This window comes from Robbsia andropogonis (assembly GCF_000970345.1).
Lineage (GTDB): Bacteria > Pseudomonadota > Gammaproteobacteria > Burkholderiales > Burkholderiaceae > Robbsia > Robbsia andropogonis.
The window spans coordinates 37,136-51,070 of sequence record NZ_LAQU01000008.1 but is presented as its reverse complement, the minus strand read 5'-3'; the positions used below and the strand labels follow the sequence as shown (position 1 = coordinate 51,070).

The following is a 13,935-nucleotide window of genomic DNA, read 5'->3' as shown; positions in this document are numbered from 1 at the left end:
TTATCTGTTACACGTTTCCAGGAGTTGCGCATGTCATATCGAAATCTCGGGCGTTCGGGAGTCAAGGTATCCCCGTTATCATTAGGCACGATGATGTTTGGCGGTCAAACCGACGAGGCCACGGCGCGCCGTATTGTCGACAAGGCGTTTGAACAGAAGGTCAATTTCATCGATACAGCGGACGGGTATAACGGGGGGGCATCCGAAGAAGTAGTAGGTCGCTTGATCGCCGATCAACGAAATAAGTGGGTGCTTGCAACCAAGTATGTCAACGCGCGAGGCGATGGTCCAAATGATCAAGGTGCGTCTCGAAAATATACGATTCAGGCAGTGGAGGCGAGCCTCCGTCGATTGAAGACTGACTATATCGATTTGCTGTATCTGCACCGCGAGGATCACACCACGCCTGTCGCCGAGACCCTTCGCGCGATCGACGATCTGATTCGCGCTGGCAAAATCCGCTACTACGGTTTGTCCAACCATCGCGCCTGGAAGATTGCCGAATTCAGCCGGACCGCGGATGCGTTGAATATCGATCGCCCCGTTGCAAGCCAACCGTTATACAACCTGGCGAATCGCCAGGCCGAGCAGGAACAGCTCGAAGCGGCGGCGTATTACGGGCTTGGTGTGGTCTCGTATAGTCCGCTGGCTCGTGGCGTGTTGACGGCCAAGTACACGCCGGGGGAAAAGCCGGGCGCGGATACGCGTGCCGGAAGGCAGGATCGTCGGCTGCACCAGACGGAGTGGCGTCCTGAAAACCTGACATTGGCGCAGGCAGTCAAGGCGCATGCGGAAGCCCGGGGGCTGACACCCGGACAATTTGCGCTGGCGTGGGTGCTTAATAACGCCTTGGTGACATCGGCGATCACTGGTCCGCGGACCGAAGCCCAGTGGGATGACTATCAACCCGCGCTGGCGTATCGTTTCACCGCGGAGGACGAAGCCTTTGTAGATGGTCTTGTCACGCCCGGGCACCCATCCACGCCGGGTTACAACGACCCTGGCCACCCGTTTTTTGGCAGACATCCACGACACGAGAAATGACTGCTTCCATCTCGGAAATTATTCGCGAGCAGCCGGATGCGTCGGCGCTCGACGATAGGTCGGCCGCGCGGTCCGGTAACGTGTTCGTGTCGCCTGCATCGCCCACCGCGCCTGTCGATCGTCTTTGGTACACGCGCTGTCCGGCCCCGACCCCGTTTGGCGTGGCAATCCAGCAAGGCGGATTGGCGCAGGCGTTCGCCGCCGACGGTATCCATTGGGAAGCACTGCAGGACGCCTCGGATCCCGTCGTTCGACGCTCGCATTACACGCATTCGCAGCCGCATTCGTTTCGACAGGGTGGCAATATCCCAGCGTTGTGGGCACGTGCCAATGGTGCACTGACACGCGTAATTGGTTTGTCCTGGGTAGATGAATTTCAAGGCATCATCGCCTTGCCTTCGAGCATGATCCGTCACGTGTCGGATCTTCGTGGACGTCGACTTGGGCTGCCGCATAACCCACGCACCGATATTGTCGATTTCCATCGCGCTACCGCGCTGCGGGGTTATGACAGCTTGCTTGATGTCGCGGGGCTGACTTTGCGCGATGTCGCTTTGGTACCGTTGGCACACACGCCCACCAGTCTGGCGGAGGCGCGTGCGACTGCCGACAATGGGCTTGCGATGAGGATGGCGACCGAGCGACCCCACGAGTTTGCGCGTGAAGTCGCAGCCCTGCTTAGCGGTGAAGTAGAGGCGGTCTTTGTCAAGGGCGCACCTGGATTGGAAGCGGTGAATATCGCGGGAGCGCGGATCATCGTCGAGATCGAGCAACACTCGGATCGACTTCGCCACGCGAATAATGGGACACCGCGTCCACTCACGGTGGATACGGCCCTGTTGACACGCCGGCCGGATCTGGTGGCGAAAGCATTGGGTGCGGCGGTAAGCGCTGGCGAGTGGGCATTGGCGCATCCGGACCAGGCGCGTGCGTATATCGCCCGTGAGGTTCGCGCGGCCGAGCATTGGGTGGCCCCGGCGTATCCGCGCGGCAGTCACACCCAATTGACGATTGGTCTGGACCCGCAGCATATCGCTGCCTTGGATAATTTCAAGGCGTTTCTCGTCAAGCACGGGTTCTTATCGCAAGACTTCGACTTGTCCGCGTGGATTGATGCGTCCGTTTTCGATCGCCTTACGCATGAGCGAGTGGTGCCTGGCGTTGATCAGCCTATTGGAAAGTCCTCGCCGACGCCTGCTTAGGGTCTTGACGGTGGACTCGCCGCCATTCGGCGTCATATTCAAATCAGATTTGGTTGTTTGTCTGCCCTTTGCATTGGCGCGATAGTCGCTGCATCGCAAACGGTAAGGTTCAAGCAGGGAGCAAGCGTAATGCCAGCAGTCGACACAGGGTGGGGCAATGGTCCAAGTGCGCGTTATTAAACATTGATTGCGCCTTTTCGGCCGATTTTCGATGATATTCGGCAACGATCCGTCGAGCGTGAACGAACGCACACATTACTGCATGACGAAATACAAGCATTGCGCCACGCGGGCTTTACGCGCTTTCGGTTGCCAAAGGCGTACGGCGGTTTTGATGCAACATTGCCGGAATTTTTCGCCGCCGCGGTCGAACTGGGACGGGCCGATCCGAACGTGATCAATGCATTACGCTCGCATTTTGGCTTTACAGAAGAAGTGTTGGATAGCGCTGATGGCACATGGCGCGACACGTGGCTCGATCGCCTTGGGGCGGGCGAGCTTTCCGGGAGCGGTTTTTCCGAGACAGGAGAAAATCCGCTTGGTACGCTGTCGACGCAATTGCGTCGACGAGGCGATAAATGGGTCTTGAACGGCGAAAAGTACTACACCAGTGGTTCCTTGTATGCGGACTGGATCAATCTTAGCGCCTCTGATGAAACGGGTACGATACGAGGCGTGCTGGTACCAACCCGTGCACCCGGCGTGGAAATTCTGGATGACTGGGAGGGCTTTGGCCAGCAGTTGACGGCGAGCGGAACCGCGCTGTTTCACGATGTCGCAATCGACGATGCCTTGGTAAAGCCGCATGCCGAGCGGTTCCGCTTTGCCGGAGCATGGTTCCAACTGATTCATATCGCGACACTAGCCGGTATCGGTCAGGCGGCGGCGACCGACCTGTCGTCGGCAGTGGCCGCAAGAAAGCGTGTGTACGCGGGGCGTACCAACTTCAATCGCCCGAGCGAAGACCCGCAAATTCTTCAAATCGTCGGTCGTATTCGAAGTGCCAGCTACGTGTCCACAAGCGCCGTGTTGAAGGCAGCGGAAGCGCTGCAACGTGTTGTCGACCTGCGCGCTACCGCGATTGCCGAAACAGAGATATCGTCTGGCGATGCACCATTGACCGATCCGGCACGTCTTGCATGGGAGGCCGCACGCACGCAGGCAAACGTCGTGGCGGACGTTGAGGTCAGTCAGACAGTAACGGTTGTGACCGATCTGATTCTATCGTCGACCACACATCTGTTCGATGCCTTGGGGGCGTCGGCAACAAAGCGTAGTACGGGACTCGATCGTCATTGGCGTAATGCACGCACCATCGCGTCTCATAATCCGCGTGTCTATCACGATCGGATCGTTGGTGACTACGCTGTCAACGGCGCGCCACCGCCGATCAAGGGCGGGATTGGCGTGGTGGCATCTGGGCAGTCGCTGGCGTCGCGTTCCGACAAGGAGTTCGCCTGAATGAGCACGCGTCAGTTGCATTTAAATTTTGGCATAAACAGTACGGGCTATTTCCCGAATTCCTGGCGTCATCGAGAGGGAAATCCTGGCGATTTCATCGACATCGCGTATTACCTTCGCCTTGCACGCACCGCCCACCGGGCCCGCTTCGATGCCCTGTTCCTTTCCGATCACCCGGCACTAATGCTCGACTCGAAGGATAGACCACTGCATTCGCTCGACCCGCTCATTCTGTTGACGGCGCTGGCGGCGCATGTGCCGGATATTGGTCTTGTGGCAACCGCTTCGTCCACCTACAACGCACCCTATAATCTTGCCCGTCGGGCGATGACGTTGGATCTCGTCTCGGGTGGCCGGCTGGGTTTGAACATCGTGTCGTCGTTCAAGCAAGAAGTGGCGGCAAATTTCGGTGCGGCGCCGCTGCCGGTACGGGCCGTGCGCTATGCACGTGCGGACGCGTTTCTCGACGTGTTGAAGCAGTTATGGGGTAGTTGGAATTTGCCTGCAGGATTCACGTCGACCGAATCGGCGTTATGGCCGGCCGACAGCGCGCGGCCCATCCACTACCGTGATGCGCATTTTTCGGTGGATGGGCCGCTCAATGTACCGTGCAGCGCGCAAGGGCAACCCGTTATCGCGCAGGCAGGCGCATCGAAGGGCGGCATTGCACTGGCCGCGAAGCATGCAGAACTTGTGTATTGCGCACTGTTGTCAAAGCAGGCCGCCGCTCATTTTTCGGAGGCGATACGTGGTGCGGCGGTGGCGCATGGGCGACGCGCCACCGATGTGCGGATTACACCCGGTGTCGTGCCCATCATCGCACCGACGCGAGAGGCCGCTTTGCGGCGTCACGAACGCCTGACGGATACCGGTTCGGAGGCGGGTCTGCTGCACCGTTTCGCACGCGATGCCGGACTTGATCCGGATACACTTGATCCCGATGCGGTGTTGTCACCGACATTATTTGCAACGGCGGAGAACCAACGCCAGCCACAGGGCTTCACGCAAAGTGTGATTGACTTGCTGACGTATGAAAAGTTGACCGCCCGGCAGGCAATCAGACGCTATGAACAAGGGCATCGCCTGGTTCTTGGTAGTCCGGATGAGGTGGCCGATCAATTGATCGACTGGTGGGATAGCGGTGTGGTGGACGGCTATACGGTTCAGGTGCCCGCGCTACCGGACGACCTTGATCTTTTTGCCGACAAGGTCATTCCCATCCTGCAGAAACGTGGTGTGTTTCGCACGGATTACCAGGAAGCAACATTGCGCGAGCGCTTTGGTCTTCCTACTCCATTGCCACCCTACTGACGTTGGCATTTCACAACGGTCTTGGAGGCGTTGCCCATGGGAAACGCTGATCGATATATGAAAAAGAGATAAACGAAGCACTCGACGTTCGTTGACGTCGCTTGACGCCGATCAGAAGATATCGTCGCGTCATGTATCTGCTCGGGAGCAGCGACTCACGTCGTGTCGTCGTTCCACGATACATCGTACCGCGCTTCAATCGATCAGCTATTCCCTAATGAGATTTCCTTTGTTCCGTCATTCCGCGCACCACTTCGTACATGCTTCCTTTATCCGCGGCATCGCTTCTTGCCGTATGGCCTGCCTTTCCGTCGCTGCGGCGCTGAGCATGGGTGTGGTATCGCAGACCGCGCACGCAGAGGGGACAATTCGCATTGCGCAACAGTTCGGCATTGTCTATTTGTTGCTGGATGTGGCGCGCGATCAAGGCTTTATTGAAAAAGAGGGCGCCAAGCTGGGATTGCAGATCAAGCCGGAATGGCGCGCCTTGTCCGGAGGCGCCGCGCTGAATGATGCGCTGCTGTCAGGGTCCGTTGATATCGCCGGTGCTGGCGTTGGTCCTCTGTTGACGGTTTGGGATCGGACAAAGGGTAAGCAGAACGTCAAGGCCGTGGCGTCGCTGGGAAATTTTCCGTATTACTTGATTTCCAACAATCCAAAAGTCAAGACGATCGCCGACTTTACCGAGAAGGACCGGATTGCCGTTCCTGCGGTGACGGTCTCGGTGCAGTCCCGGGTATTGCAATTTGCGGCGGCCAAGCAGTGGGGAGACGCGCAATATAATCGCCTGGATAAATACACGCAGGCATTGCCGCACCCTGATGCAGCCGCGGCCGTTATATCGGGGAAAACGGAAATCGATAGTCACTTTGCCACGCCTCCTTTCCAGGAGCAGGAACTGGCCGGAAACCCCAATGCGCACATTGTCTTGAATTCCTACAACGTGCTGGGTGGCCCTAGTTCGGCGACCGTGCTCTATACCACGGAGAAATTCAAGCAAGAGAATCCTAAGACCTATCACGCCTTTGTTGCGGCTCTGAACGATGCCGCGGAATTGATCCGCCAGCGCCCGGAGGAGGCCGCCGACAGCTATCTGCGCGTCAATCATTCGAAGATCGATCGAGCATTGCTGCTGAAGATCGTCAAGAACCCGGAAGTGACATTCAAACTGACGCCGGAGAATACGCTGCCGCTGGCGCAATTCATGCACCGAGTAGGTGCGATCAAGAACGAGCCCGCATCGTGGCGGGACTACTTCTTCGCTGATCCTTTAATCGCGAGCGGAAGTTGATATGGCGTCTTCAAGCGCACACAGTCATTGGCTAAAGGACACGCGTGGCGCCGAGACTCGGCCGGAGCGCAAGAAAGCCTCAACAGCAGCCGAAACGCAAAGGGGAATCGAGACGGGTAGCAGTGTATTGTTGCGGGTATCTGACGTCGATCTGGAATATAAGACATCCGAGCGAATCGTGAAGGCGACGCATCGGGTCTCCTTTGATGTTCACGAGGCCGATCGCTTCGTGTTGCTCGGCCCTTCCGGCTGTGGCAAATCGACCTTGTTGAAGGCTGTTGCAGGCTTCATCGCACCAACAGCCGGCCGTATCACGCTTGACGAAAAAACGATTACGGGTCCAGGCCCTGATCGGATCGTCGTATTCCAGGAATTCGATCAATTGCCGCCGTGGAAGACGGTGATTGAGAATATCGCCTTCCCGCTACGCGCAGCGAAAGGGATCGGACGGCGCGAGGCGCTTGAGCAGGCCGCACATTTTCTTGACAAGGTCGGATTGAGCGCGTTCGCGAATGCATATCCGCATACGTTGTCAGGCGGTATGAAGCAGCGCGTCGCCATTGCGCGCGCATTGGCAATGCAACCGCGCGTATTGTTGATGGACGAACCGTTTGCAGCGCTCGACGCCTTAACCCGCAGGAAGATGCAAGAGGAGTTGTTACGCTTATGGGAGGACGCACCATTCACGCTGCTGTTCGTTACCCACGCGATTGATGAAGCCTTGATCGTCGGCAGTCGCATCCTGCTGCTGAGTCCTCATCCAGGGCGCGTACGCGGCGAGCTGAACAGCCATCAATACGATCACCGGAATGCGGCGGGGCGTGCCTTCCAGGACGCCAGCGCGCGTATTCACGGTTTGCTGTTTCCTGAAAACGCGAATTACGAGGGGGCGACGCATGTCGGCGGATGACATTTTGCGCGCGCGGCAGAACACTGGACTGCCACCGCTTCGCGCCGAGTATGAGATAGTAATATCACCCTTCGATGACGGCGAACGGCGCCCGTCCGCAGATGTACCCCTCTCAGGACCATCGGTCAGCGCGATTCTGAGGGCGGTCTCGCGCAAGTTCAATACGACGTGGCTCCGAAAAACGCTGATTGGTCTCGTGTTGCTTGCGCTATGGCAAGTACTTGCGCTGTCGATGAACAATGCGCTTTTGCTGCCGACGGCGACGGATACCTTGCTGGCATTCGTACAAGGCATTGCGTCCGGGGAACTGCTGACCAAGGCGGGAAACTCATTATCGATGTTATTGAAGGGCTATGTGCTGGGCGTATTCAGTGCCTTGGTCTTGACCTCGCTGGCGGTATCCACGCGGATAGGGCGCGACCTGCTCAGTTTGCTTACGACCATGTTCAATCCGCTGCCATCCATTGCTTTGTTGCCGATTGCATTATTGTGGTTTGGCCTAGGGGAAAACAGCATCCTGTTTGTCCTCGTGCATGCAGTATTGTGGCCGCTTGCACTTAGTACATTTTCCGGCTTTCAGTCAGTGTCTCCGACGCTTCGGATGACGGGTCGAAATTATGGATTACGTGGCATCCGTCTGGTGCTTTTTGTTCTGGTGCCCGCCGCGATGCCGGCGATTCTTTCCGGTTTGCGCGTTGGCTGGGCATTCGCCTGGCGGACGGCCATTGCGGCCGAGCTGGTTTTTGGCACGAGTTCAGGCAGTGGCGGATTGGGATGGTATATCTTCGAAAATCGCAACGAGCTCTACACAGACCGTGTCTTCGCAGGATTGATCGCGGTGGTGGTGATCGGTTTGATAATTGAACATGTGGTATTTGATACCCTGGAACGCCTGACGGTACGCCGTTGGGGCATGCATGGCTGACACTCTGCGCTCATGCGTGCAGCGGAATGTGCCAAGGCATCCCCGGCGTATCTCTGCTGCTGAACATAGCTGAAATGGTTCTTTGACGATGTCGCGCCTCGCTGACCAGAATAGAGGGATAGCGTTTCTTCTATGACGGACTACCTTCACCGGGAGTGTTTATGCGTCGCGACAACGGCCCAGAGCGGCAGCTTCATCTCAATATAAACATTCTGCACTCCGGTTTCGTCCCATCGGCCTGGCGTCTTCCTGACGCTGACCCTTCTGCATTCTTCGATATTTCACATTTCGTGCGTATCGCACGCCTTGCCGAAGCGGCCAAGTTGGATGGCGTTTTCCTCGCGGACAACGCCGCCGTGGTGGAACAGATCGACTTCCGCCCGCTGCTGGCGCTTGAACCGACGATGGTGTTGACGGCCATCGCGGCGGCGACGTCACATATTGGTTTGATTGGTACCGTATCGACCAGTTACAACGAGCCATATAACGTTGCCCGCCGGTTTGCGACGCTCGATCACATTAGCGCTGGCCGGGCCGGATGGAATATCGTTACCACGGCCGATGCGGCGTCGGCACGCAATTTTGGGAAAGCCGAAGTCGCAGCGCACGAACAGCGTTACGCCAGGGCAAGGGAATTCACTGATGTCGTCAAGAAGCTATGGGATTCGTGGGACGATAACGCTTTCATAGGTGATAAGATCGCTGGGGCATTCGTTGATATCGACAAGGTACACTCCATCAGGCATCAAGGCGACTTCTTCGACGTGGCAGGGCCATTGAATGTTCCGCGGTCACCGCAGGGTCATCCCGTTTTAATCCAGGCGGGGGATCGGTTGATGGTCAAACGCTCGCCGCACGGCATGCCGAAGCGGTGTTTTCCGCATCGCAATCGTTGGAGGAATCGCAGGCATATCGGCGTGCTTTGCACGAGCGCGCCCAAGGCTTTGGTCGTGGTCCGGAAGCGGTGAAAGTGCTTGCAGGACTGACAACGATTATCGGCTCGACGCAAGCCGAGGCCATCGCGCGACGCAATGCGCTTGTCGACCTCATTCCGTGGGAATACAGCCTGAAGCGACTGGCAGGAACGCTTGGGGTGGATGTCGGGCGGCTGAAACTGGATGAGCGTCTGCCTGAAAGCCTGCCTGTTCCCAACGGCGGAAACGGCAACCACACATTCTTCCATGCGACGATCGCACACGCGCGCCGCCATGATCTTACCGTGCGGGAACTGATTTATGGATTGGCGGGCCGGGGTGGGCATCGTGTGGTTGTCGGTACGCCTGAGCAGGTTGCCGACGATATAGAAACATGGTTCCGTGAAAAGGCGGCCGACGGCTTCAATCTGATGCCTGATGCGTTGCCGGACGGTTTCGAGATATTCGTCGAGCAGGTCGTACCCATCCTGCAGCGGCGTGGATTGTTTCGCAAAGAATACGAAGGACGTACCCTGCGAGACCATCTCGGTCTCGCGCGTCCCGAGGATGGTTCGCGCGTCCGGCGTGAATCGGAAGCGGTGGCGGTTCGAAGTGCTGCGTGAAGGCACCGGCGTCAAAGTCGTGCCGGAACGATGCAGCGCGACGGGGTAAGCGAGTGAAAACAGGTGGCATACGGATGGAACTGACCATCGACGACAGCAATATCGGCGTGGCGCCGGGCGGCGGCGAGGGCGAGTCGTTGCGTCATCGTGTCGCGATGCACCCGACGCTAGGCATCAAATGCCGCTTTGACGCGCAGGGACGCGCCTACGCAGAAATAGCGGGTAAACGGATTGGCAGCCTTACCTCTGAAATTTGGGAGATACCCGGTCCATTGCCTGATGCAGGCGGGTCGACGGCGCGTGAGAAGGGTGCCCTCGCGCCACATCCCACCGGGATTTCGCGTATCGCGCAGCGCGCATATCATGGCGCAATGGGCCCCGCGGCGGCGCGGCCCATTCTTTCGTCGCGACCATCGTCGTTGATGAATGATGTCGCAACACAGGCATTGCCTGGCGTACTCGATGACCTCGATGATTCGTCTTTGATCGACGCGGACCGTATTCTAAGAGCGGTGCACGCGGTGAACTTCTTTTCTGCGGGACAGAGTTCGCTGCTATTCTTGCCGGTTCACGATCGGCTGCTGAAGAGCATTCGTTATGATCATGGTAAGCATTTCGCGCAATTGCTGGTTTCGCTTGGCTTGAGCCCCGCGCGCGTTGTTATCGAAATACCCCCGGCGTCCTCGGCGCACAAGACGTTCCTCGCATATTTGCTGCGCAGCTATCGATCGTATGGCTTCAAGGTCGCGGCGTATCTGGAAGATGCCGGAAAAGTGCTGTCGATCGATTCCAGCGCCATGCCGGATTTCGTCGTCGCGCATGCTGCCACCGCATTGCGGGATGGCGTGGTTCGGCCACTCGTTCGCTTTGGCGGAATGACGAGGGTCCGTATCGTCTTCGCCGCCGTCGCGAATGACGACGAAAGGGATCGTCTTACCGCGATGGGTGCAACGTATATCGAAAATCGCCTGTGACACATGCCATTCGGCGCGTGATCGACCGGATTATCAATCAGAAAATAGGATCGAGACATGAATATACGGCTGAACTCCGCTGCGCAACGTGCGACGGTGCTGAGTGCGGTACCCGCATTGGCCAAGGAGATTGGTCGCAACGCGGCAGAGCGTGAGCTTGCACGCATTCTCCCCTATGACGGCTTTGCACTATTCAGAGAGTCGGGCTTGGGGCGCTTGCGGATACCGGCCGAGTACGGTGGCCTAGGCGGGAGTCTTGAGGACTTGTTCGAGATCGTTATGACCCTTGCGGCCGAAGAATCCAACGTCGCGCATGCATTGCGGACGCATTTTGATACAACAGAATGGTTATATGTATCCGCCCCTGCGCCCTTTCTGGAGCGCCAGATCGATCGTATCGTCGGCGGTGCGTTGTTCGGTGGCGGATCGACCGAACGCGGCACGGCGAAACCTGGGCAAGTCACGACGCAGTTGGTGCGGGATGGGACGCATTTTCGTTTGAGTGGCAAGAAGTACTACACCACGGGAACGGCTTTCTCGGACTTTGTCCGCTTCAACGTATTGGACGAGAATGGTACAGCCGCGAGCGTCATTCTGCCTCGGGACCGCGACGGTATCGAAGTCGTCGATGATTGGGATGGTATGGGGCAGCGGATGACGGCCAGCGGTACCACCGTTCTGACGAACGTGATCGTCTATCCGGAAGAAGTGTGGGCGCGTGGATATACCACGCTTGCCGGACGGCACGGGGGAGCGCTGCGGCAGTTGCATCTTGTTGCTACCGCTGCGGGCATCGTGCGCCGAATCGTTTCCGATGCGGAGGACTACGTGTTGCATCATGGGCGCGCCGCCTTGCACAGCGCTGCGGCGTTGGCGCGGGAAGACGCTTTTATCCAGCAAGTCATCGGGGAGCTAGGCGCGCATCGGCACGCGATCGACGCCCTGGTCCGAGAAAATGCCCGTGCGCTGGGTGTGTCGGCCGAGGCCATCAGACACAATGCGCCTGATGCCGAAGCGTTAGTGCTGCAAAGTGCGCTTGCCACGGCCCGTACACAATTGATTGTCAGCAAGCTGGCGCTGCATGCCGGCGAGCGGTTGTTCGAAGCGGGTGGGGCATCGGCCACATCCCGTATCTACAATTTCGACCGCCATTGGCGTAATCTCAGAACGTTGTTCAGTCACAACCCGCTGTCGCATAAAGCGCGTGTATTAGGTGACTATGCGCTGAACGGAACAACCACGCATTTGATCGAAGGGCGAGTTTTCTGAGGTATCAGGTTGTGGTAAGGCAAGATCGGAATTGCGCTATAGGCGCTACCGTTACCGACGAGTGCCCTGGTATTTACGTTGATGTCACGAACACGTCAGCGAGATTACCATTGAGGCCATCCGCCGTCACGGTGTGATGATGGACGCGTCTGTTGTACACCGTGATCTGTTTTAATGTGATCAGGTCGTAAATGGGCAAGTCGGCACCTACCTTTTGTTGGAATGCCTTGAACAAAGCAATCCGTTTTATCGCGTCAGGTTCGGTTGCCGCCGCTTCGAGCAACCGATCGACCTCGGGATCAGTATAGTGCGTCGCATTGGAGAATGGCACGCCCTTGCGAAAGTTCTTCGACCAGTAGAGGCGCTGCACACCTACGCTGGGGTCGAAGGTATTGCCGAGAAAGTTCGCATCCAGATCGAAGTCCCTATCCGTGTATATGCGTTTTACATAGGTGGCGAAGTCCTGTGAACGAACAGTGGCGTCGATACCGATGCCACGCAACGCCTGACGTAGATAGGCGGCGAGTTGCCTGAAAGATGGGTCGTAGGGGTTGTAGTCGATCGTCAGCGCGAATCGTGTTCCGCCGCGCAGCGGATACCCGCTTTCGTCAAGGAGTTTTGCGGCCTTCTCGCGATCGAAGGGATAGGTAGGGACAGTCGGGTCGTAGTATTGGCTCAGCAAGGGGCTGATGGGAGACGGCGAAGATATGCCGAAGCCAAAGAACACACTGCGCAGGATCGTCTCACGATCTATTGCATGGGCGATGGCGTGGCGCACTCTTACATCTTTGAGGTAGGGATTGTCCAGATTGAATTGAAGTTGCGTCTGTGCTGCGTTATAGCTATAGCCACGTGTTTCGACGGCAAGGCGTGCAAGGCTTTTCAGTCGTGCGACGTCGGGCAAAGGTACGGGATTTTCACCGGCAATATCCAGCTCGCCGGTTTCCAGGGCCGCCGCGCGTGCTGATGGATCACTGATGAAACGCAGGATCAATTCATCCAGATACGGTTTGGGAGCGTCCCAATAATGCGGATTACGCACCAGACGCACGTGGCTGCCGCGAATCCATTCCTTGAACAGATAGGGGCCGGTTCCGATGGGTTTCACATTATTGGGATTCGATAATGGATCGCCATCGCTATAAAGGTGCGACGGGAGGATGGGTGATTCCTGTGCCGCCAGCGCGTAGATAAGATAGGGTGCCGGCTTCGACAGTCGAATGATCGCGGTGTGCAAATCGGGTGTGTCCACTGAGGTGACATTGGCGAATGTCGTGCTACCACGCGGATGATACTGCTTTAGTAACTGTACGGAGCGTCTGACGTCGTTGGCGACGAATGGCTTGCCGTCGTGCCAAGAGACGCCTTCACGCAAGTGAAAGGTGTAAGTCAACCCGTCGTCGCTGATGTTCCAGGCGCGCGCGAGTTGCGGCTGTGGTTTGACATCGAAGTCATAGCTGAGCAAGCCTTCGGTGATTTTTGGCGATGCCTTTTCTTCCGCGCCGGCTGACGTCGCGAAGCTGACCAAGGCGTTCGGCTCTGGATTGACAAGCAGAGCGAGGCGGCCGCCATACACCGGCTTGATGGTGTCGGAGGTGCCGACGGGGGCTGCTAGCGTGCGGGCGGCGGTGCTGCCAAAGGCGATGCCCAAGCAGGAAGCAACAATGCCGTGCAACGCGGTACGACGAGATGGATAGTCGATCGTGCGTGGTGCAAGACTGCTTCCGTTTTTTGCGTGCTGCAAGACGAGATCCCGCCTTGCTGATGTCTTTCCTGAACACATGACTTTGCCTTATTGGGAAATCCGTTGGAAAACGTGCCTTCCTGGCTGACTGAGTAGATCAAAATGGATATGCGGAGTGAAAGCGTAGCAGTCTGTATTTGAAGTGCTAAATATTGATTTTCGATAAGTACAGCGATGGTGTTCTGTTGTATCGCGCTAACGTTTGATTGAAAGAGAGCGTGTCGCATCTATCGGGCTGCAGTGCTTTAACGCGATATCCAAATTCCG

10 protein-coding genes and 1 pseudogene are annotated in these 13,935 nt (G+C 57.4%); 10 read left to right on the top strand and 1 reads right to left on the bottom strand.

What is annotated here, in order from left to right; genetic code table 11:
* The first annotated feature begins 30 nt into the window (after window positions 1–30).
* The 10 genes and pseudogenes from WM40_RS09925 (at window position 31) to WM40_RS09880 (ending at window position 11,924) form a co-directional block, all read left to right on the top strand.
* Window positions 31–1,044, top strand: coding sequence for an aldo/keto reductase (locus WM40_RS09925; RefSeq protein ID WP_024903938.1), 1,014 nt, complete (start codon window positions 31–33; stop codon window positions 1,042–1,044).
* Complete coding sequence (locus tag WM40_RS09920) at window positions 1,041–2,246, top strand: ABC transporter substrate-binding protein (protein WP_236693455.1); 1,206 nt, start codon at window positions 1,041–1,043, stop codon at window positions 2,244–2,246. Before WM40_RS09925 ends, WM40_RS09920 begins: the two co-directional genes overlap by 4 nt.
* 183 nt (window positions 2,247–2,429) lie before the next feature.
* On the top strand, window positions 2,430–3,707 hold the full coding sequence (locus WM40_RS09915; protein ID WP_236693454.1) for an acyl-CoA dehydrogenase family protein: 1,278 nt from the start codon (window positions 2,430–2,432) through the stop codon (window positions 3,705–3,707).
* Window positions 3,708–5,018: an NtaA/DmoA family FMN-dependent monooxygenase gene (locus WM40_RS09910; protein WP_024903940.1), complete on the top strand. Its 1,311-nt coding sequence runs from the start codon at window positions 3,708–3,710 to the stop codon at window positions 5,016–5,018.
* Between the two features lie 295 nt (window positions 5,019–5,313).
* Window positions 5,314–6,309: an ABC transporter substrate-binding protein gene (locus WM40_RS09905; protein ID WP_024903941.1), complete on the top strand. Its 996-nt coding sequence runs from the start codon at window positions 5,314–5,316 to the stop codon at window positions 6,307–6,309.
* Window position 6,310: 1 nt separating this feature from the next.
* Window positions 6,311–7,219, top strand: a complete 909-nt coding sequence (locus WM40_RS09900) for an ABC transporter ATP-binding protein (protein WP_082102556.1) — start codon at window positions 6,311–6,313, stop codon at window positions 7,217–7,219.
* On the top strand, window positions 7,206–8,144 hold the full coding sequence (locus tag WM40_RS09895) for an ABC transporter permease (protein ID WP_024903943.1): 939 nt from the start codon (window positions 7,206–7,208) through the stop codon (window positions 8,142–8,144). Before WM40_RS09900 ends, WM40_RS09895 begins: the two co-directional genes overlap by 14 nt.
* A 161-nt stretch (window positions 8,145–8,305) precedes the next feature.
* Window positions 8,306–9,681: pseudogene (locus WM40_RS09890) on the top strand (LLM class flavin-dependent oxidoreductase).
* A 74-nt stretch (window positions 9,682–9,755) separates the two neighbouring features.
* Window positions 9,756–10,655: a hypothetical protein gene (locus WM40_RS27820; protein WP_052738262.1), complete on the top strand. Its 900-nt coding sequence runs from the start codon at window positions 9,756–9,758 to the stop codon at window positions 10,653–10,655.
* A 57-nt stretch (window positions 10,656–10,712) separates the two neighbouring features.
* A complete protein-coding gene (locus WM40_RS09880) occupies window positions 10,713–11,924 on the top strand; it encodes an acyl-CoA dehydrogenase family protein (protein WP_024903946.1) in 1,212 nt (403 codons plus the stop codon).
* A gap of 73 nt (window positions 11,925–11,997) precedes the next feature.
* On the opposite strand, the gene WM40_RS09875 is transcribed toward WM40_RS09880, so the two are convergent.
* Window positions 11,998–13,599, bottom strand: a complete 1,602-nt coding sequence (locus tag WM40_RS09875; protein ID WP_052738269.1) for an ABC transporter substrate-binding protein — start codon at window positions 13,597–13,599, stop codon at window positions 11,998–12,000.
* Between the last annotated feature and the right edge of the window lie 336 nt (window positions 13,600–13,935).

Excerpts from the sequence above, each read along its gene's own strand:
- WM40_RS09925 (WP_024903938.1), top strand. The coding sequence starts at position 31 with ATGTCATATCGAAATCTCGGGCGTTCGGGAGTCAAGGTATCCCCGTTA.
- WM40_RS09920 (WP_236693455.1), top strand. The coding sequence starts at position 1,041 with ATGACTGCTTCCATCTCGGAAATTATTCGCGAGCAGCCGGATGCGTCG.
- WM40_RS09910 (WP_024903940.1), top strand. The coding sequence starts at position 3,708 with ATGAGCACGCGTCAGTTGCATTTAAATTTTGGCATAAACAGTACGGGC.
- WM40_RS09905 (WP_024903941.1), top strand. The coding sequence starts at position 5,314 with ATGGCCTGCCTTTCCGTCGCTGCGGCGCTGAGCATGGGTGTGGTATCG.
- WM40_RS09900 (WP_082102556.1), top strand. The coding sequence starts at position 6,311 with ATGGCGTCTTCAAGCGCACACAGTCATTGGCTAAAGGACACGCGTGGC.
- WM40_RS09895 (WP_024903943.1), top strand. The coding sequence starts at position 7,206 with ATGTCGGCGGATGACATTTTGCGCGCGCGGCAGAACACTGGACTGCCA.
- WM40_RS27820 (WP_052738262.1), top strand. The coding sequence starts at position 9,756 with ATGGAACTGACCATCGACGACAGCAATATCGGCGTGGCGCCGGGCGGC.
- WM40_RS09880 (WP_024903946.1), top strand. The coding sequence starts at position 10,713 with ATGAATATACGGCTGAACTCCGCTGCGCAACGTGCGACGGTGCTGAGT.